General features: G+C 62.5%; 20 protein-coding genes and 1 tRNA gene. 9 read left to right on the top strand and 12 right to left on the bottom strand.

The features are described 5' to 3' along the window. Positions 1–344: 344 nt before the first annotated feature. Complete coding sequence (locus tag NKJ06_RS29030; protein ID WP_352811539.1) at positions 345–1,112, bottom strand: SDR family NAD(P)-dependent oxidoreductase; 768 nt, start codon at positions 1,110–1,112, stop codon at positions 345–347. 289 nt (positions 1,113–1,401) lie between these two features. On the opposite strand from NKJ06_RS29030, the gene NKJ06_RS29025 reads away from it, so the two are divergent. Together NKJ06_RS29025 and NKJ06_RS29020 are read left to right on the top strand one after the other, a co-directional pair. After that, positions 1,402–1,557: a hypothetical protein gene (locus tag NKJ06_RS29025; protein WP_352811537.1), complete on the top strand. Its 156-nt coding sequence runs from the start codon at positions 1,402–1,404 to the stop codon at positions 1,555–1,557. Positions 1,558–1,669: 112 nt separating this feature from the next. Continuing rightward, entirely contained in the window at positions 1,670–2,611 is a 942-nt protein-coding gene (locus tag NKJ06_RS29020) for an LLM class flavin-dependent oxidoreductase (protein WP_352811535.1), read from the top strand. A gap of 157 nt (positions 2,612–2,768) precedes the next feature. Here NKJ06_RS29020 and NKJ06_RS29015 read toward each other — a convergent pair whose 3' ends face one another. Beyond that, positions 2,769–3,443 (bottom strand): cysteine hydrolase family protein, encoded by a 675-nt coding sequence (locus NKJ06_RS29015; RefSeq protein WP_352811532.1) that lies wholly within the window; start codon positions 3,441–3,443, stop codon positions 2,769–2,771. A 341-nt stretch (positions 3,444–3,784) separates the two neighbouring features. Between NKJ06_RS29015 and NKJ06_RS29010 the strand changes: the two genes are divergently transcribed. From NKJ06_RS29010 to NKJ06_RS28995, 4 genes are all read left to right on the top strand, one after another. Further along, complete coding sequence (locus tag NKJ06_RS29010) at positions 3,785–4,582, top strand: ATP-binding cassette domain-containing protein (RefSeq protein WP_352635870.1); 798 nt, start codon at positions 3,785–3,787, stop codon at positions 4,580–4,582. A 127-nt stretch (positions 4,583–4,709) separates the two neighbouring features. Beyond that, the gene (gene exbB, locus NKJ06_RS29005; protein WP_352811529.1) at positions 4,710–5,654 is read left to right on the top strand and encodes a tonB-system energizer ExbB; all 945 of its coding nucleotides are present in this window, start codon (positions 4,710–4,712) and stop codon (positions 5,652–5,654) included. A gap of 4 nt (positions 5,655–5,658) precedes the next feature. Continuing rightward, positions 5,659–6,105 (top strand): TonB system transport protein ExbD, encoded by a 447-nt coding sequence (gene exbD / locus NKJ06_RS29000; RefSeq protein WP_352635873.1) that lies wholly within the window; start codon positions 5,659–5,661, stop codon positions 6,103–6,105. Beyond that, on the top strand, positions 6,102–7,040 hold the full coding sequence (locus NKJ06_RS28995) for a TonB family protein (RefSeq protein ID WP_352635875.1): 939 nt from the start codon (positions 6,102–6,104) through the stop codon (positions 7,038–7,040). The genes exbD and NKJ06_RS28995 overlap by 4 nt, the downstream gene beginning before the upstream one ends. A gap of 23 nt (positions 7,041–7,063) precedes the next feature. Here the strand turns inward: NKJ06_RS28995 and NKJ06_RS28990 are convergent, their stop codons facing one another. The 7 genes from NKJ06_RS28990 to NKJ06_RS28960 all read right to left on the bottom strand — a co-directional run bounded on the left by NKJ06_RS28990 (position 7,064) and on the right by NKJ06_RS28960 (position 12,854). Continuing rightward, a complete protein-coding gene (locus NKJ06_RS28990) occupies positions 7,064–7,384 on the bottom strand; it encodes a hypothetical protein (protein ID WP_352635877.1) in 321 nt (106 codons plus the stop codon). Between the two features lie 100 nt (positions 7,385–7,484). Continuing rightward, complete coding sequence (locus NKJ06_RS28985) at positions 7,485–7,745, bottom strand: hypothetical protein (protein WP_352635878.1); 261 nt, start codon at positions 7,743–7,745, stop codon at positions 7,485–7,487. 4 nt (positions 7,746–7,749) lie between these two features. After that, positions 7,750–8,001, bottom strand: a complete 252-nt coding sequence (locus NKJ06_RS28980) for a hypothetical protein (protein ID WP_352635880.1) — start codon at positions 7,999–8,001, stop codon at positions 7,750–7,752. A 59-nt stretch (positions 8,002–8,060) separates the two neighbouring features. Further along, positions 8,061–9,023, bottom strand: coding sequence for a SagB/ThcOx family dehydrogenase (locus NKJ06_RS28975; RefSeq protein WP_352635882.1), 963 nt, complete (start codon positions 9,021–9,023; stop codon positions 8,061–8,063). Between the two features lie 529 nt (positions 9,024–9,552). Next, on the bottom strand, positions 9,553–10,302 hold the full coding sequence (locus tag NKJ06_RS28970; RefSeq protein WP_352635894.1) for a helix-turn-helix domain-containing protein: 750 nt from the start codon (positions 10,300–10,302) through the stop codon (positions 9,553–9,555). Positions 10,303–10,865: 563 nt separating this feature from the next. Beyond that, positions 10,866–12,455, bottom strand: coding sequence for a hypothetical protein (locus tag NKJ06_RS28965; protein ID WP_352635884.1), 1,590 nt, complete (start codon positions 12,453–12,455; stop codon positions 10,866–10,868). Between the two features lie 323 nt (positions 12,456–12,778). After that, positions 12,779–12,854: transfer RNA gene (locus NKJ06_RS28960), tRNA-Ala, on the bottom strand. Positions 12,855–13,013: 159 nt separating this feature from the next. Here NKJ06_RS28960 and NKJ06_RS28955 point away from each other — a divergent pair. After that, a complete protein-coding gene (locus tag NKJ06_RS28955) occupies positions 13,014–13,304 on the top strand; it encodes a YggT family protein (RefSeq protein WP_352635885.1) in 291 nt (96 codons plus the stop codon). Next, complete coding sequence (locus tag NKJ06_RS28950) at positions 13,301–13,609, top strand: DUF167 family protein (protein WP_352635887.1); 309 nt, start codon at positions 13,301–13,303, stop codon at positions 13,607–13,609. Before NKJ06_RS28955 ends, NKJ06_RS28950 begins: the two co-directional genes overlap by 4 nt. 18 nt (positions 13,610–13,627) lie before the next feature. Here the strand turns inward: NKJ06_RS28950 and NKJ06_RS28945 are convergent, their stop codons facing one another. The 3 genes from NKJ06_RS28945 to NKJ06_RS28935 are packed head-to-tail and all read right to left on the bottom strand — an operon-like array spanning position 13,628 to position 16,376. Further along, positions 13,628–14,509, bottom strand: coding sequence for a MurR/RpiR family transcriptional regulator (locus NKJ06_RS28945; RefSeq protein WP_352635889.1), 882 nt, complete (start codon positions 14,507–14,509; stop codon positions 13,628–13,630). Next, entirely contained in the window at positions 14,506–15,585 is a 1,080-nt protein-coding gene (locus tag NKJ06_RS28940) for an ABC transporter ATP-binding protein (RefSeq protein ID WP_352635890.1), read from the bottom strand. Before NKJ06_RS28940 ends, NKJ06_RS28945 begins: the two co-directional genes overlap by 4 nt. A gap of 2 nt (positions 15,586–15,587) precedes the next feature. Next, positions 15,588–16,376 carry an SDR family oxidoreductase gene (locus NKJ06_RS28935; RefSeq protein WP_352635891.1) on the bottom strand — a complete coding sequence of 263 codons (789 nt, stop codon included), beginning with the start codon at positions 16,374–16,376 and terminating at the stop codon, positions 15,588–15,590. Between the two features lie 175 nt (positions 16,377–16,551). On the opposite strand from NKJ06_RS28935, the gene NKJ06_RS28930 reads away from it, so the two are divergent. Next, on the top strand, positions 16,552–17,784 hold the full coding sequence (locus tag NKJ06_RS28930; RefSeq protein WP_352635892.1) for an ABC transporter substrate-binding protein: 1,233 nt from the start codon (positions 16,552–16,554) through the stop codon (positions 17,782–17,784). Positions 17,785–18,145 lie beyond the last annotated feature (361 nt).

Below are 18,145 nucleotides of genomic sequence, written 5' to 3'. Positions count from 1 at the left end.
GGCGAAGATCCCAAGCTCTCCCGCGGTTGTAACCTCAGGTGGTACGGGCGACTTCGCCAAGCCAAGGTCCGGGCGGCCGCCCGGATCTTGGCTCAATCGCTCTAATCCCACGAAATCTCTCTCGTGTAGATACAAGGTGGCGCTGCGAAGCAGCGACGGAGTGGGGGAACCACCCGGCAACGGCCGCCAACGGATATTGAAAGGGGACCAAGGCGCAAGAACCTTCCTGTGCCGCGCCAACGGTCGACCCCCACTCCGTCGCGCTGCGCTCGACACCTCTCCCCCGATCGACGGGGTAGAGGAAGGGCGCCAAGCCGTCCCTGGGGCGAGGAACCTGGAAAGCCTCACATCGCGGTAAAGCCGTTGTCGACGAACAGATGCGTGCCGTTGACGAAGCTCGACTCGTCGCTGGCCAGGTAAAGCGCCGCCCTCGCCACCTCTTCCGGCTCGCCGATGCGGCCCTGCTGCGCGGCAAGTGCGGCGTCGGAGACGTCGATGCCGAGCCTGCCGAGATCGGCGACCTCGCGCAGGCCGTGCGGCGTGCGGATGAAGCCGGGGCAGACCGGGTTGCAGCGGATGTTGCGGTCGCGGAATTCGACGGCGATGGCGCGCGCGAACATGTGGCAGGCGCACTTGGTGGTGTCGTAGAGCACTTCGTTCGGCGTCGCCGCCACCGCCGAGATCGACGAGGTGCAGACGATCGAGCCGCCGCCGGCCGCGATCATGCCGGGCAGCACCGCGCGCGTCATCAGGAACATCGAGCGCACATTGACCGCATGCAGCCAGTCCCATTCCTGGACCGTCGTCTCCAGGAAGGGTTTGATAACGATGGTGCCGGCGTGGTTGAACAGCACGGTGACAGGCCCGAGTTTTTCCGTCGCGCCCTTCACGGCCGCCTCGACCTGGGCTTCGTCGGAGACGTCGGCGACAAAATGCTCGGTGACGTGGCCGCGCGCGCGTATCGCTGCTGCAGTGGCCGCAGCCGCCTCGCCGTTACGGTCGATGATCGCCACCTTGGCGCCTTCGGCGGCAAACAGTTCCGAGGCCGCCCCGCCCATGCCTGTCGCGCCACCCGAGATGATGGCGACCTTACCGGCCAGTCTTGCGCCCATTTCCTTGCTCCCTATTTGACGATTTCGCTTTGCTGGTTGGGCGATGCTACCGCGCCCCACCGGGCGGCCAATCCACGAATTGGGTGCAGCGCGGACAAGGCTATAGGGTACATTCAGGTGCGGAGGCGAAACGGACATGTCATGTCGATCGGTCGCCGGGACGGGCTCTCTCAGCAAGTAGCTACCAATTTACAGGCGCTCGGGGGAAAATTATTCTGCCTAAGGCCAGAAAATAGCAATCGACAAAGTCTACAAGTTTTATAGATTAACCGGCGAGACGGAGGTCGATATGTCCTATATCCAGAACGCCCAGACGGATCGCAGCGGCCAGAGGATGGCCAATGCCCAGACCTTTCGCCCGGCCTATGCCGGTGCCTTCGCCTATGTTGTCTTTGCCCTTGCGTTCGTGTTCACCGGGGCCGTTGTTCTGGGTCTTATCCCCTAAGGGTCGTCAGATCGACCGGGGTTAGCTGCCCCACCGCTTTCAGGCTATCGGAGTTGAATGAACCGAATCCTCGGTGCGCTTGCGCGCGCCTGACACAATGGAGGAGATGGCAATGCCGATCGAGTTCACGCATGTTCCCGGCAAGACCGAGGACGCCGCAGTTCCCTTTTTCTACGACTTTGCCGAGACCGCGACCAAGCTCGGGCTGATCGAGGATGGCGGCTTCCGCAAGATCGTAATCGACGACTCGGCCGGGCTGCTGACCAACATGGATCTTGCTGCCCAGGTGCTCGACCGCACCTCGTCGCTGGAAGTCGTGCTCACGCATTGGGCGGGCGTGGTTGAACCGACCGTGGCGGCCCGCCAGCTGGCGTCGATCGACAGGAAAAGCGGCGGACGGCTGGCGCTGCGGATGATCAGCGAGCCGCTGAGCGACGCCGATGCCGAAACACGGCCGGTCGGGCATGCCGTCATCTGGCAGCGCATCGACGAATATCTGGTGCTGCTCAAGCGGCTGTGGTCGAATGATCGGCCCTTCGACCATGAAGGCGCGTTCTACAGCATCAAGGGCGGCTACGTGCCGCGCAAGGGTCCGCACGGCGCCGATCTGATCATCCGTATGGGCGGGCAATCCGGAACGGCGCTCAAGGTGGCCGGCCGGCATGCCGATGTCTTCGAACTGGCGCCGGGCTCCATCGAAGAGGTCCGGCAGCTGATGGAGCGTGTGCGGGGCGCCGCCGCCGAACATGGCCGCGCCGGCAAGCTGCGCTTTGCGCTTCCAGTCAGGATTCACCAAGGCGCCTCCGCTACCGGTCACAAGGCGGTCGACCTTTCCGGGCCACCCGCTCAGGCTGCCCTGTCGCTGCTCGCCTATGCCGCTCTCGGGATCGATGAATTCATGATTGTCGGCGTCGACACGCCGCGCGAGATCGCCACGGCAGGCCGGGAAACGATCGCGCTGCTGCGCAATTCGCTGGCGCGTCGCGAAACCGACGCATTCCAGCCTGGGGCGTACGCGTCTCGCGCGGGACTGGAGACGCGCGCGGCGAGGTGAATTGCGCTGAAAACCCTTCCGTTGCGATCCTTCACACCCTCTGTCTACCGGCCATCTCCCTCCTTGCGGGGAAGATGGCCGGCAGGCCAGAGGGGGTGCTGTCCCGCTGGCGTCCAAAAATCTGCATGCCTGGTGCCCCGGCAATACGGCATCGATTTTAACGCTCTAACTCGCCAAGCCGCGATAGGCCTTTGATAACAGCGCTCGAATCCGCCAGCGTGCCGAAGACGCCGTCCTCGACCGTCACCATGTGCAGCGCGGCTTCGTGGGCCTTCTGGTCGCCGCTGGCGCAGGCATCGGAAATCGTCAGGCATTGAAAATTCCGGTCGCATGCCTCGCGCAGCGTGGTGTGGACGCAGACATCCGTGGTGCATCCGGAAAACATCAGATGCGTGATGCCTTGCGCGCGAAGCACAAGCTCGAAATCCGTATAGGTGAAGGCGCTGTTGCAGGTCTTGTCGACGATAATGTCCTGCGGCGCCACGTCGATCTCGGGGACGATCTGGAACCCCGGGCCCGAGCGCAGCAGGATTTCGGTGCCTTCGAGCCCGGCGCGCTTGCGGCGCCATTTCTCGTAGGGCGTCATGTCGGCCATGTCAGCCCGATAGCCCTGCCGCGTGTGGATGATCCTGACGCCGGCCTTGCGGGCGGCCGCTATCAGCCGGCTTACGGCGGGCAGGATCGCCCTGAGCGGCGACGGGTCATATCCCTGCCTGGCGAAGTAGCCCGTCGTCGACAGAAAATCCTGCTGCAGGTCGATGACGATCAGCGCGGTGTTTTCGGCAACCAGCCTGCCGTCATAGGGGAAGTCGAAGGGCGTTGCCTTGATCATGCGGGCTCTCCTCGGCGATTGCGGGGTCCATCCTGACCGGCGAAGCAGCAGTCGTCCACCGGGGGCAGTTGTCCCAACGCGAAGAGGCAGACGCCGGGCGTCGTGCAGCCGCTGATAGGGACTGCCGGCGCGGACCAGTTCGCTATGCAAACTCGGTTCGACAACGACGCGGTCGTCACCGTCGTCTGGGCTAGGACCTGTTTTGCGGCAGGTCACGACGATTTGTTGATCGTTGCAGTCATCTTTAATGTTGACTAGTAAGATCATGTTTCCTAGTCAACCGGCATCGGCTTGCCGAAAGCCGGAATCTGGAAATGCGGGCCGCCGCACTGGAGAAAGCCATGACCGTGGCTGGAATTGACGCCCAGACTGCCTTCCACATCGACGCAGTGCGCTTTGCAGTCGGCGAGCGGACGCTGCTCGGGCCGGTCTCGCTCGAACTGGAGCGTTCGCGCGTCTACGGGTTGATCGGCCACAATGGGTCGGGCAAGTCGACGCTGATCAAGCTCATGGCGCGCCAGCAGCCGGCAAGCTCGGGCGCCATCACTTTCTCCAGGCGTCCGCTGCCGCAATGGGGGGCGCGAGAACTCGCCCGTGCGCTTGCCTATCTGCCGCAGACGACACCGGCGGCGACCGGCCTCACCGTGCGCGAACTGGCGACGCTCGGGCGCTATCCCTGGCATGGCGCGCTTGGCCGTTTTCGCGCCGAGGACAGGCAGCATGTCGACGAGGCGCTGGCCCTGACCGACATGGAAGGTTTCGCACATCGGCTGGTGGACGAACTGTCCGGCGGCGAACGCCAGCGCGCCTGGCTCGCCATGTTGGTGGCGCAGAATGCCGGCGTCATGCTGCTCGACGAGCCGATCTCGGCACTCGATATCGCCCATCAGGTCGAGGTGCTCGGTCTGGTCAGGGATCTCAGCCGCAAACGCGACCTTTGCGTCGTCGTGGTGCTGCATGATCCCAACATGGCGGCGCGCTACTGCGACGAGCTGATCGCGCTCAAGGATGGCAAGCTGCTGACGCGCGGCACGCCCGGCGAGATCATGCGAAGCGATGTGCTGAAAGGCATTTTCGGCGTGGAGATGGGCGTGTTCGCGCACCCCGTCACCGGCCAGCCCGTCGGTTACGTGCAGTGACGAGATTTGATGCGGCGGTGGGAACCAGAGCATGATCCCGAAAAGTGGATACCGGTTTTCGGAAAAGATCATGCTCCAACACTGAGATAGAAAGCGGCTGGCCGCTGTGAGAACAAGGAAGACGCTAATGTCTAGAACTGGTTTTTTGGCGGCGTTGGTCGCATCCGTCATCCTGACGGTCGGTAGCGCGACCGCCCAGGAGCAACCGGCCGGAGCTGCCCCCACGATCGACGCACCTGCCGCGCCCGCTGCTCCCGCCGCACCGGCAGTCGTCCCGCCGGCCACGATGGCGCCCGCGCAGCCAGCCAACCCGCCGAACACGACCGTGCGGGCCGAGGCCGCGCCTTCGACGGCGATGGAACTGACCCTGCCGCACGATCTGTCGCCATGGGGCATGTTCATGGCGGCCGACATCATCGTCAAGGCGGTGATGGTCGGGCTGGCCTTTGCCTCCCTCGTCACCTGGACGATATGGCTGGCCAAATCGCTGGAGATCCTTGGCGGCAAGCTGCGCATCCGCCGCGCCGTCCGGGCGATCGGCGATGCCTCCACGCTGAAGCAGGCAAGCCGCGCCCTCGACCGCAGCGGCGGCCCCGGCGCGCTTCTGGTGCGGGCGGCCGAGGAGGAGACCGCGCTTTCGGCCGGTGCGCTCGATCACGTCTCGGGCGACGGGCTGAAGGAACGCGTCACGTCGCGCTTGTCGCGCATCGAGGCGGCGGCGTCGCGGCGCATGTCGCGCGGCACCGGCGTGCTGGCGACGATAGGCTCGACGGCACCCTTCGTCGGCCTGTTCGGCACCGTCTGGGGCATCATGAACGCGTTCATCGGTATCTCGCAGGCGCAGACCACCAATCTCGCCGTGGTCGCGCCCGGCATCGCCGAAGCGCTGCTGGCCACGGCGATGGGCCTTGTCGCGGCGATACCGGCCGTCGTCGTCTACAACGTCTTTGCCCGCTCGATAGCCGGCTACCGGCAGATCCTCGCCGATGCCTCGGCGGGCGTCGAACGGCTGGTCAGCCGCGATCTCGACTTCCGCACGGTCGCGCCGGCAACGGCGCTGGCGGCGGAGTAGCGCGATGGGAAGCAGAATCCGACAGACGATGGATGACGATCTCGAGGAAAGCCATGAGATCAACGTCACCCCGTTCATCGATGTCATCCTGGTGCTTTTGATCATCTTCATGGTCGCGGCACCGCTGGCGACGGTGGATGTCAATGTCGATCTGCCGGGCTCGACCGCAACACCCGCGCCGCGGCCCGAAACGCCACTGTTCCTGACGCTGAAGGACGATCTGACGCTGGCGATCGGCAACGATAGCGTGCCGCGCCCGGCTTTCGCCGCGACGCTGGACAGCAGGACAAAAGGCGACAAGCAGACGCGCATCTTCCTGCGCGCCGACAAGGCGGTGGCCTATGGCGACCTGATGGAGGCGATGAACCTTTTGCGCGGCGCCGGCTATCTGAAGATCGCGCTGGTTGGCCTGGAGGCGGCGCCGGTCGCCACTGGTGCGGCGGCGCCATGATGCAAGCGGTCGCCTTGCCCCCGGTCCAGTTGTCGCGCTTCGGCCGGCGCGACCTTGGCTTGTGGGCCGGTGCGGCCGCGCTGGTCCTTGGAGCCCATGTCGCGGTCGCCTATGCGGTGCAGAACTTCACGATGGCCAACGAAGCAGACGGCGGTCCGCCACCGGCCCAGGTGATCGAGATGGCGCCGATGGTGGTGATGCCGGCTGTGACGGAGCAGGTTGCAGCGCTGGACGCGGTGACGCCAGATCAGACCGAGCCGACACCGACGACCGAGCCGACGCCCGAAGAGTTGGAGAAGGCGGAGCCGGTTGTCGAACAGCCGCAAGCCGTCCCGCCCGACGAAGCCGAGCCCACCCAGGCCGAGATGGCTGAACAGGTCGACCAGCCGCCGGAGGAGGTCGTCCCGGATATTGTCGAGGCTGTCACGCCCGAGGTCGTCATTCCCTTGCCGCAGCCGAAACCGGTCGAGGTGGTCAAGGACAAGAAACCGGTCGAGGCCAAGGCGAAAAAGCCTGTCGACAAGCCCAAGCCGCGGCCGAAGAAGGAGAAGGCGGCGCCGCCGAAGACGGCAACCGTCGCCAGCGCCGATGCAAAGCCAGCGGCCAGGACCGCAGCGCCGAAGTCGGCGCAATCGACGTCGCGATCCGGCGACTCCAGCAAATGGGACTCCCGTCTGGGCGCCTGGATCAGGCGGCACACGCGCTATCCCAGTTCGGCCAAGGCCCGAGGCGTGGAAGGCAAGCCGTATGTCGCCTTCACGGTCGACTCGTCCGGCCGGGTCTTGTCCGCCAGGCTCTCTCGTTCCTCCGGGGATGCGGATTTGGACCGCGCGGCACTGGCCGTGCTGCAAGGCGCCACGGTTCCGGCACCACCGCCGGAACTCGGCTCGCGCCAGAGCCGAACAGCGCCATTCGTGTTCAGCCTGCGCAACTAGAGACTAGGGCAAACCCGAATCCATCAATAACTCAGCGATAGGCAAAGAGCCTCGACCTGCTCCAGATAGAAGCGGCATTTCGTGCGCAGGATCCTGAGGTTCGGGTCGTCGTCGCCGTTGATCTCGATGGTTTGCATCATGAAGTCGAAATGGGCGTGGAAGACGTCCACGGCGCCCCAGAGACTGTCGGCCTGGCAGCTGTCGGCAATTGCCGCCGAGACGAGTTGGCGGGCCTCGACCCGCGCGGCGACGGGCGATGGCGGTCGCCTGGCGATCAGGGCGTCAAGCCGGCTGAAAATGCTCTCCCTGGCATCGACGCTTCTGATGTTGGCAATCATGTTCATGGGCAGGTCCCCTGGAGCCGTTCGTGGAAAAGTTGGCGGCTTTCCCAGGAAAGGCGTGAAAACAAATGATTTGGAGCGGGTTCAGCGGTACTGAACCACCTTAGGCTCGAGCGACCGAATGCCGGTTCTGCGGGCTGCACGCGATCAGGGCCGGGAGGGCGGCCGCATCGGAGGGATGGCCCCTGATGATGTTGGCGACCTCGGCATCGGCCTGTTCGAACCAGTAGACCATGTCGGCGCAGTTCAGTTCCGCGGCGGCTTTTCTCAGCAGCGGCAGCAGGTTTTGCAACGCGCACAGTGTCTCCCAGCGGTTTGGCCGGGACATCGAGCCTGCCACCGCGCATGCGGCTGACGACTGCATGCCGCTACGCTCTCCGGGGCTGGGCGCGATTGTCTTTTGCCTGCGCCTTGGGGTGCAGCGGGTTGCCGCTGAGCTGCGCATGCCTGGCCGGCCGGGCGCCGCGAAGAACGTCGAAGGCCTCTGCATAGGCCATGCCCAGCAAATAGGAGATCATGGGAAAACGGCTTGCTTCGGCCATCTGCACGAGCTCATTGGTCATCGACGAAATGTATTGAAGACTATCGATTTCCGACTGACGTAAAGACTGATTTGGCACGTGCTGCTCCTGTCATCTGATGGAACCTAGAGAACGCGTTACTGACCATACTGAGCCGACTAATTGATCGATTGGCCCGCCGAAGACGGGTTCGTTTCCGGGGTCGAGAGGGTCAAGGCATAGATGGGCGCGTCGGTAAGACGATCGAGGCCCAGCAGACGCTTGATCGCCAAATGACTGAGCGCGGCCGTCGGGCATGCCGACAGGCCATGATTGGTCGCCGCCAGCATGATGTTCTGGCCGATATGACCGGCCTCGATCAGCACGACACGATAGGCGTTGGCGTCCTCGTATTTCCACATCGTGCGGTCGAGCTTCGCGCAAAGCAGGACAAGGCACGGCATGGCGTCCGCCCACTCCTGCCCGCCGACCAGTTCCGAGATCTTCGGCAGATGATTTGCGGAAATCCTGCCAAGGTCGTGATCGGCGGCGGAATAGTGATAGACGCCGGGCTCGAGGCCATCGACGCCGAGCGCGACCACATAGGCCTCATAGGGATTTCTCGCGCCGCCCGAAGGGGTCATGCCAAGCGGCAGGGCGCCAACGCAGTTGGCGGTCTCGCCGGTGATGCCGAGCCCCGCGAACAGGCAGTCGGAAAGCTGTTTGGCCGTAATGGTGGGCTGAGCCGCCGTGCGGTTGGTCCGGCGGCGCGCCATCAGAGCGAGAAGTTCATTGTCTTCCAGTGCGTTCGGCAGCTGAATGGCGCCGGCGGAATTCTTGAGCAGGAGGTCCGGCTGCGGCGTGTGGCCGGCGCGTTCGATCTGCCGCTCTTCCGCTTGCTCGACGGTCATGTACTGGCTGTCCTGGACGCAGAAATGCATCAGCGCGGTCGGAAGGCCCCAGTTCCATTGTCCGGAAAACTGTTCCTCCTGTTCGGCGAGCGGCGATCCGGCGGTCACCAGGGCGGAAAAATCGAGCAACTGGGGAACGACAGCCTTCAGCTCGGACTTTGACCACCCATGGGCGCGGGCGATATCCGCCGTCGACGCCCATTTGTCCCACGATGCGAGAAGACCGACCATCTCCGGGCTGCATTCAAACACGCTTCTGGTCAGGAAGTTGCATGCCGTGACCTTGTTTTGCCCGGGGTAGAAAACAAGCGTTTTTGAAGAGCGCATTTTCATGATGCTGAATGCCACCTGCGGAGCCGAGGCGCCGACAAGCGGACCGCTCGCCGGCGCAGAACGACTTCAGCGCTTGTTGTAGTGCATGCCCTGCGAAAAGAAGACGGTCTGCGTACCGGGGGCAATCGTCAGCTTCGGAGCGGTGTTCACTTTCTTGGCCATTTTCGTCCCTTTCTTGACCCCATTGGGATCCGTTGAAAGACCCCCCAAAATCAGGATCCGCGGCAAGAAAGTAAGGTCGAAAGAGTTAATGGTTTGTTAAAATCGCAGTAAAGCCGCGCGCTAAAGGCGAGAGATCGAATTATCTTTCCTGGCACTAAAGTGTAAAATATCGATTTTATTCAGATACAGAGTAGACAATCGTTGGCATACGCTTTTTCGGTGTATGCTTATTCTCATTTAGCGTAAGCCACGGCGATCGAAGGGATCAGCCCAGCCCGTCCCGGGTAAGATTGACAACCAGTTGGTCGACGCTCGGATCGTCGAGCCTGATGACATGTGCCATGCTGATGGCATCCCTTGGGCGGATGTTGGCAATGTCGCGCCGCATGATGACTGACACGAATGCCGGCCCGGCCTCCGTCAGAAGCATGGCCTTGCCTGTCAGTACCGGTTCGGAGATGGGAGCCCATTGCACGGAGATCAGCGACGGCTCGCCGGTCTGGCGGCGATTGATGCCGCTGAAATAGATCCAGTTCAGGCGCGAGATCGCCACCCCATAGTGGTTGCCGCGCGCCCGCGCCCATGTCGATCCCCGCCGTTCCGACCATCCGGTGACCCTTCTGAAGGTGACCAGCTCAGCTTCGCGCCGCACGAAGGTTACCGAGCGCATCAAGAGGTCGGGCCGGGCCGGGATCGAAAAATAGGTGAAATAGGTGCCCCCCGCGATCGATGGGCTGGGCGGGCGAATCATCTGGTTGAACAAGCTCTCGGACACTGGCGGCAGTCCGCGCACCCTGGGTTCGGGGACAGCGGGATCCCGGTACAGTTCGGCCTCGTCGATCCGGAAGTAGTCGCATATCAACTTGGCGGTGGCCTTGTTGGGAACCGTCTGTCCCTGCAGATAGCGTTCGAACTGCGTGCGGTTAATGCCCAACTCACGGCACACCGCGCTTACGGAGGCATGGTCCTTGCAGAGCGATCTAAGGTTTGCAGCGAGATTCTCGCGAATTGACACGTTCTTGCTTCCGCAGGCGGCTTCTTCATTTCGATTCGAAATCCATATAACGTCTCCGGTCGCCCCCGCCGAAACGCCCTTGTCGCAACGCACAGAAAAAACTGATTTGGTAACGTCAATCTAGTGGGGCAGCTTCCAAAAAGAACGGAAACTGTCCGTTAGCAGCTTCCGTCATAAGTCCAATTGACAGCAGTTTGTCAGATATCGCGAGACGGGGGCGCGGCAGCGCGCGTGGCCTCCGCAGGCGCGTTGGCACGACAAAATATCGCTGGCAGGCGAGCCAGACGAGCGTCGTGCTGCCAGAGCCTTTTGAGTTTTCGCGTTAGGGGGCATATCCAGAATTTCAGCGCGGATCGGATGGCTCTTTAGAAGAGGACAGATCATACCTATGATTGACGGCAACGCCCGGTATGTATGATTTGCCGGTTTCGAGCGATGGGATCCGTGGGTGGCCTTGCCTCCCGACACACGAAGCGACATTAGCCGTGCCGTATCTTCGAGTCCCCGTGGGTTCGGCTCCTTTGGACAACTCCCGTTTCATAGCCGGTGCTCATAAACGATCATCACTCGGCAATTCTTCGCTCGCTTACCCTGTCCGTGTCGGCCGGCTTCCTGATACGGTAGAATTCAAACCGGTCGCCCGTGGCGATCAGATCGAGATGACCGCCCCTCGACGAGGTGCCCTCAGGCTCGATTAACAGCAAATAGTCGAAGTCGCGGGTCCAATGCGCTGCATAGGCGGCCATGACGGGCGGGGATGCACCAGCGGCGTAAGCGTCGAGTTCCGACATCGGAATGGGTTCGCCTTGCGGTACGGTCAGGCTGGCTATTTCAGGTCGGGGCCGCAGCGGCTGTTTCCCTGGGTAAGTGAACAGCGTCGGCACCAATGCATCGCGCGTGACCACGGCCAATGTGGCGGCGTTATACATCGGATAAAGGAGCAAATCTGATGGCGGGTTTTCTGGATAGCCATCTAGACCGGTGAGGATTCGCGAACCCGGTGCGATGCCGTCGAACGCTGTCATCAGCGCGCCGTATTCGCTGCGGTACGACAACTGAGCCCAGATCGTGACGCCGCTGTTTGCAAGCGCGACGCCAACTAACAGTGCGACGAAAATCGATCTGCGCAGGCCTTCCAGACGCTCGATCGTGGTGAAGGCTGGCAGGATCAGAACCAGCGCCAAAAGGACGCGCCCGTCGACAAAAGCCGTGTCTGCAAGGCGAAACGGCATGAGGATGAACAGGCACAGGAGTCCAAGGCCTATCCAGCATCCGGCGCGGGAGACGCGGAGCATCTTGCGCTTCACTGCAAGGTAAATGAGGACAATAATTGCCGCTGTCACGAGCGAGGAAGTGTATTTGCTGAAGCCATTAACTTGAAACAGCCCGAGCAATTTTGCCGACAGGTACCATTCGGTTCCATTGCCACCCACCTTGCCGCCAAAGGCGAGTGCCAGTGCGCCAACCATGATAGTCGGAGCCGCCGTTCCGGCAACCAGCAAAACCGCGTCTTTCCAGTTCTTGATATGGTCGCGCCAGCGCGAAAGTTCGTAGAGACCTACCACTAGGCCGTACAGGCCAAGCGCAAACAGGTGAGAGATATACAGAACCATGACGAAGACGGTGTGGGTGGCAAGGCGTAGCGGCAAAGGCCTGTCTGCGAGCCAAATCCAAACGGCAATGGCCCACAGAGCTATCCCGAACGCGAATTCGAAATTCACGAATCCGAAAGCGAAAGGCGCGGCGTACAGGAAAAGCGATGCAACGAAGCCGCTGAATATCACACGCCGCTGCACGGCCAACCCAATGGCCATTGCTCCACTAACGACCAGCATTTGCGCGGTCAGGTAGAAGAGCTTTGACGCCAATTCGATCCCGATAAAGCGTCCAACGAACGGGACAACAAGGTCCATGGCCAAGTTGGGATAGGGTGCCCAGGCTACTTCGTAGTACGGATGAGCCTCGGGCGTACCGGCGCGCATCAGGATCGACATTCTTGCGAGATGATTTGGATAGTCTGCCATGGCCGGTATGTCGACGATCAGAGTCGGCAAGAAGGTGGCCACCAGGAGGACCACCAGTAAAAGGCCTTCGCGGCTAATAGAATGGCGCTCGGAATAGCTAACCTTGGCAGAGGATATTGTTTCGAACATGCCGCAACGTAGGCAATAATCGTAAATTTGATCTTATGCCTGTCGGCCCCCGTCAGGGGTTTGAGGGTTGTTCAGCTAAAATCGTCTCTCGACATCAGGGGCGGTAGGCTTTCGATTAGTCCGATCCCGTACGAGGCACCGGCGCGCGCGTTTACTGCTCCGAGTATGCGCTTCCCTTTCCAAGGCAAGCCCATTCCTTCATGGGGAAAAGGCGCAAAAACGTTTCAGCGCCAGCCAGTCCGCTGATGCCACCGCTACCAAGCGGGGACAGAAACACTCGTTTTGAAAATAGCTTAGGATTTTATGTCCTTAGGCTGATCCGCTGGTGGAGCTGAGGAGGATCGAACTCCTGACCTCGTCATTGCGAACGACGCGCTCTCCCAGCTGAGCTACAGCCCCGTCCAGCGGATGGGGGCATTTATCGGGCGCCGCGGTTTCCTGTCAAGGCGGGGTTATGCCGAAATCCGCGACCGCCGACATCGGGCCGCATGCGGCGGAAGGCGGCACTTGCCGGTTTCGCCTGCAATGGCTACATGTCGGCAACAATTGGAGACCGGCATGCTCGCCCTCATTCAAACAATCGTCATGGCGCTTGACCTCTACTGGTGGATCATCATCGCTTCGGCGATCTTCTCCTGGCTCTACGCCTTCAACGTGGTCAACTCGCGCAATCAGTTCGTCGGTTCCATAGGTAACATGCTTTACCGCCTGACCGAGCCGGCGTTGCGGCCGATCCGCCGTTTCATGCCGGACCTTGGCGGCATCGACATCTCGCCGATCATCCTGCTTCTGATCCTGTTCTTCCTGCGGCAGTTCATACTCACCACGGTAGCGCCTCTGATCCTGTGAGCCCGTTCCGCCTGCGCGATGGTGGCGTCGACCTGTTTGTCCGGCTGACGCCAAAGGCTGCGCTGGACAGGCTCGAAGGCGTCGCGACGTCAGCGGACGGGCGAAGCCATTTCAAGGCCCGGGTCCGCGCCGTGCCGGAGAACGGCGCCGCCAACCATGCGCTCGAAAAGCTGATCGCCAAGGCGCTGGGCGTCCCGGCATCGACTGTATCGATTGTCGCTGGTGGTACCGCCCGGCTGAAGACCGTGCGCATTTCAGGCGATCCGACGATTTTGGCGAAAAGCATCGAGGGGCTCGGCTCCTGATGCCCTTCGCTGGAAGGTTCAATCTCCCAGCGGCAAACGGGGATCGTCGACTTTCAACGTGTTCACGCTCTGCTTGATGCGGCGCAGATTTTCGAGAACGCGTGGTCCGCGCGTTTCGGCGACCGACGTGACAATCATGTCGACGATCGATAGCAGCGCATAGCGCGACGATGTCGGCTTATAGATGTTGCCGTCCTCGAGCGACTGGAAATGGATGACCGTGTCGGCGACCTTGGCGAGTGCGGAGTCCGGCGGGGTGATGGCGATGGTGGTGGCGCCATATTGCTGGGCGACCTGCACCGCATCGATCACCGATCGCGCATAGCCCGAGACAGAGAAGGCGATCAGCGTGGTATCGGGCGTGGCCACGGCGGCGTACATGCGCTGCAGCTGTCCGTCGATCTGCGCCAGCACCGACACGCCCAGCCTGAACAGCCGGTTTTGCATCTCGGTCGCCATCATCGACGAAATGCCGCCGGAACCGATGCACAGCACATTGCCGGAAACGGCGATGCGTGCGGCGACGGCGACCAGCGTCGTCATGTCGAGGTTTTCGCTGGCGCGCTGGATGGCTGATATCGCCGCTTCGGTGATGGCGGACGCGATGCGCTGTTCGCGGGCATCGCGGCTTAACGGCTCCGGCGACAGATACTGGCCGCCGATAGCGATGGCCTGCGCCAGATAGAATTTGAAGTCGCGCAGGCCCTCGCAACCGAGGTTGCGGCAGAACCGCGTCACCGTCGGCTCGCTGACGCCGACGCGCGCGGCAATCTCCGAAATCGCCGCCTTGGAGACGAAGTCGAGGTCGGCCAGCACGAACCCAGCCAGCTTGCGATCCGACTTCGTTCCGTCCTGCAATATCAGCTGCAGGCGCGTGATGATGTCGGCTGGCGTCCTCATGCCTGCGTTTTCATAGGCAGGCCCGTCGCCGTGTCGAACAGATGGATGTTGCCGGGGTCGACCGAGACCGGCAGCAGGTCGCCCGGCCTGACCTTTACCCGGTCACGGAACACAGCGCGCACCGTGTCAGTGCCGATGGCGCCATAGACATGGGTTTCGGAGCCGGTCGGCTCGACGACATCCACCTTGATCGCCATCGCGTCGACGGCCTCGCCGATGATGAAGTGTTCGGGCCGGATGCCGGCTTCCACGGGGCTGCCGGCCGGCACCGCCTTGCCGGCAAGCGCAAGCCGCCCGCCGCCGGTCGATTCGAACCAGGTTTTCTCAGCCGTCGTCTTGAGAGATCCGGAGACAAAGCTCATCGACGGAGAGCCAAGGAAGGAGGCGACGAACTTGTTGGCCGGACTGTCGTAGAGTTCCAACGGCGGTCCCACCTGCTGGATCCTGCCTCGGTCCATCACGACGATGCGGTCGGCCATCGTCATGGCTTCGATCTGGTCGTGGGTGACATAGACGATCGTCGATTTCAGCCGCTGGTGCAGCGCCTTGATCTCGACGCGCATCTGCACGCGCAGTTGCGCGTCAAGGTTGGACAGGGGCTCGTCGAACAGGAACACCGACGGTTCGCGCACGATGGCACGGCCCATCGCGACGCGCTGGCGCTGGCCGCCCGAGAGCTGGCGGGGATAGCGGTCGAGATACGAGAAGAGATTGAGGACGCCGGACGCCTTCCTGACCTTCTGGTCGACCGCTTCGCGCGCCTCACCGCGGATTTTGGGGCCAAAGCCAATGTTTTCCGATGCCTTCAGATGCGGGAACAGCGCATAGGACTGGAACACCATGGCGATGTTGCGCTGCTGCGGCGGCAGCGCGTTGGCGCGCACGCCACCGATCAACAGGTCGCCGGAGGTGATCGTCTCCAGTCCGGCCAGCATGCGCAGCAAGGTCGACTTGCCGCAGCCGGACGGGCCGACCAGCACGACGAACTCGCCGCTCTTGATATCGAGGCTGATGTTTTCGAGGATCTTGTGCTGCCCGAAGGATTTCGACAGGTCGCGAAATTCGACGTCGGTCATGGTCACGCTCCCAGAATGTCGTCGATGAATGGCAGGCAACCGGCGGTCAGCCCCGCATCCACGGGCATCACCACGCCTGTTATTCCAGATGCGCGATCGGACGCAAGGAAAGCGACGGCTTCGGCCACTTCCGAAGCGTTGACGATGCGGCCGAGCGGATAGAGCCGCTGCAGCTTGCCGAGGATTTCGGGATCCTTGGCAAGGCGGTGGTCCCAGGCGGCGGTGCGGATCGATCCGGGGCAGACGACATTGGCGCGCAGCCCGCTGCGGCCGAGTTCGACCGCGATCGCCTTGGCATAGGCATTGATGCCGGCCTTGGCCGCGGCATAGGCTGGATTGCCGAAATGCGCGATGGCGTTGACCGACGAGATGAAGACGATGCTGCCCGAGCCGCGGCCGGCCATCGCCTTGACCAGCGGGTCGGCGAAATTCATCACGCCGGTCAGGTTGAGGTCGAGTTCCTGCTCTATCTTGTTGGGATTGAGCGCCGAAATCGTCTCGGCGCGCGTCCAGCCGGCATTGTTGACGAGAATGTCCGGCACGCCGTCCCCGTCGAGGATGGCGCCGAGTGCCGCTTCTATCGAAGCCCGGTCGAGAAGGTCGAAGACATGGCGGGAGGCAAGATGCGGGCTGTTCAATGCCTCGCTCGACTGGTCGCAGCCTATGATCCTGGCGCCTCTTTGCGCCATCAGCGCCACGATGGCCGTGCCGAGGCCGCCGCCGGCACCCGTCACCACGACAGTCTTGCCTTCGAACTCGGCCCTGCCTTCGAACTCGGCTTGCGAAACCACCGCGTCATCCTCCGGGAAACTCTGACGGATCGCGTCAGGCCTAGCCCAAATGTAATTAAGCAACAGAATAATCTGCTTGCAAGCCTTCAAATGATCGATAATGTAGGAAAGTCACATAATCTACCCCCTGCGGCGAAGAGGCGCGCAGAGGCAAAATCAAAATGGGAGACATCAAATGAGCCTTGCAAAATGGACTGTCGGCCTGATGGCCGGAATGAGCATGTTGGCATTTGCGGCGCAGGCGAATGCGGGTGAGGTGCGCGTCACCGTCGCCGAGTACAGCGCCAAGACTGGGCTTTATTTCGAGAGCGTCAAGAAGGAATTCGAGGCTGCCAACCCCGGCATCACAGTCAAGTTCGAGGTGGTGCCGTGGGATGTGCTGTTGCAGAAGCTGACCACCGACATCACCGCCGGCACCAATGCCGACCTGTCGATCATCGGCACGCGCTGGCTGATCGACTTCGTCCAGCAGGATGTCGCCGAGCCGCTCGACAGCTACATCAAGCCCGGCTTCAAGGACCGATTCATCGACACGTTCCTGTCGCCCTCGATCATGGACAGCAAGACCTACGGCCTGCCGATCGCCGCCTCGGCGCGCGCCATGTACTACAACAAGGAGCTGTTCGAGAAAGCCGGCATCGCCAATCCGCCCGCCAACTGGACCGAGCTGCAGGAAGATGCGCGCAAGATCAAGGCGCTGGGGTCCGGCACCTTCGGTTTCGGACTGCAGGGCAAGGAGATCGAGACCGACGTCTACTACTATTACGCGATGTGGTCCTACGGCACCGAAATCCTCAACAAGGACGGCACCTCCGGCCTGAGCACGCCAGGCGCGCTTGAAGCCGCCAAGCTCTACAAGTCGATGATCGACGAAGGCCTGACGGAGCCGGGCGTCACCTCCAACAACCGGGAGGATGTGCAGAACCTGTTCAAGCAGGGCAAGGTCGGCATGATGATCACCGCCCCCTTCCTGTCCAACCAGATCAAGGACGAGGCGCCGAACCTGAAATACGGCGTGGCGGCCATTCCGGCCGGGCCGACCGGCGCGCGCGGCACCTATGGCGTGACCGATTCCATCATCATGTTCAAGAACTCCAAGAACAAGGACGAGGCCTGGAAGCTGCTCGACTTCCTGTTCACCACGGAACAGCGCGCCAAGTTCACGCAAGGCGAAGGCTTCCTGCCGGTGAACAAGGAAGAGGCGAAAATGGACTATTACGTCAACAATGCCGATCTGGCGGCGTTCACGGCGCTGCTGCCCGACGCCCGCTTCGCGCCGGTCATTCCAGGCTGGGAGGAGGTCGCCCAAATCACCTCGGACGCCATGCAGAAGATCTATCTCGGCGGCGACCCCGAGGCAGGCTTGAAGGACGCAGCCGCCAAGGCCAACGCGGTGCTGAAGAAATAGGGCGTATCTCCCTGCGCCCGTGGCGCGCTCCGCTCAGGCGGGCGCGCCACATCTTGCAGACTTGAGCAGAAGGATAGTTCGTCGATGTCAGCGCCACCCCAGCCAGGTTCCTTTCCTCTCCCTCCGGAGGGGGGGAGAGGTGGCTCGGCGAAGCCGAGACGGAGTGGGGGAACCACCTGGCAACCGCCGCGTACGGACATAGGAAGGGCACACTAGGCGCAAGCATAAGCCTCGCTTGCGCCCAAGGGTCGGGGGGGGGGGCGGCGCGGGGCGGGCGGCGCCGCGACGCCCACCCCCGGCGGGGGGGGGGGGGGGGGGGGCGGCGGCCGGGGGGGGGGGGGGGGGGCGGGGGGGGGGGGGG

It is taken from the genome of Mesorhizobium sp. M0293 (genome assembly GCF_040321735.1).
Lineage (GTDB): Bacteria > Pseudomonadota > Alphaproteobacteria > Rhizobiales > Rhizobiaceae > Mesorhizobium.
This window is presented reverse-complemented; position numbering and strand designations above follow the sequence as displayed.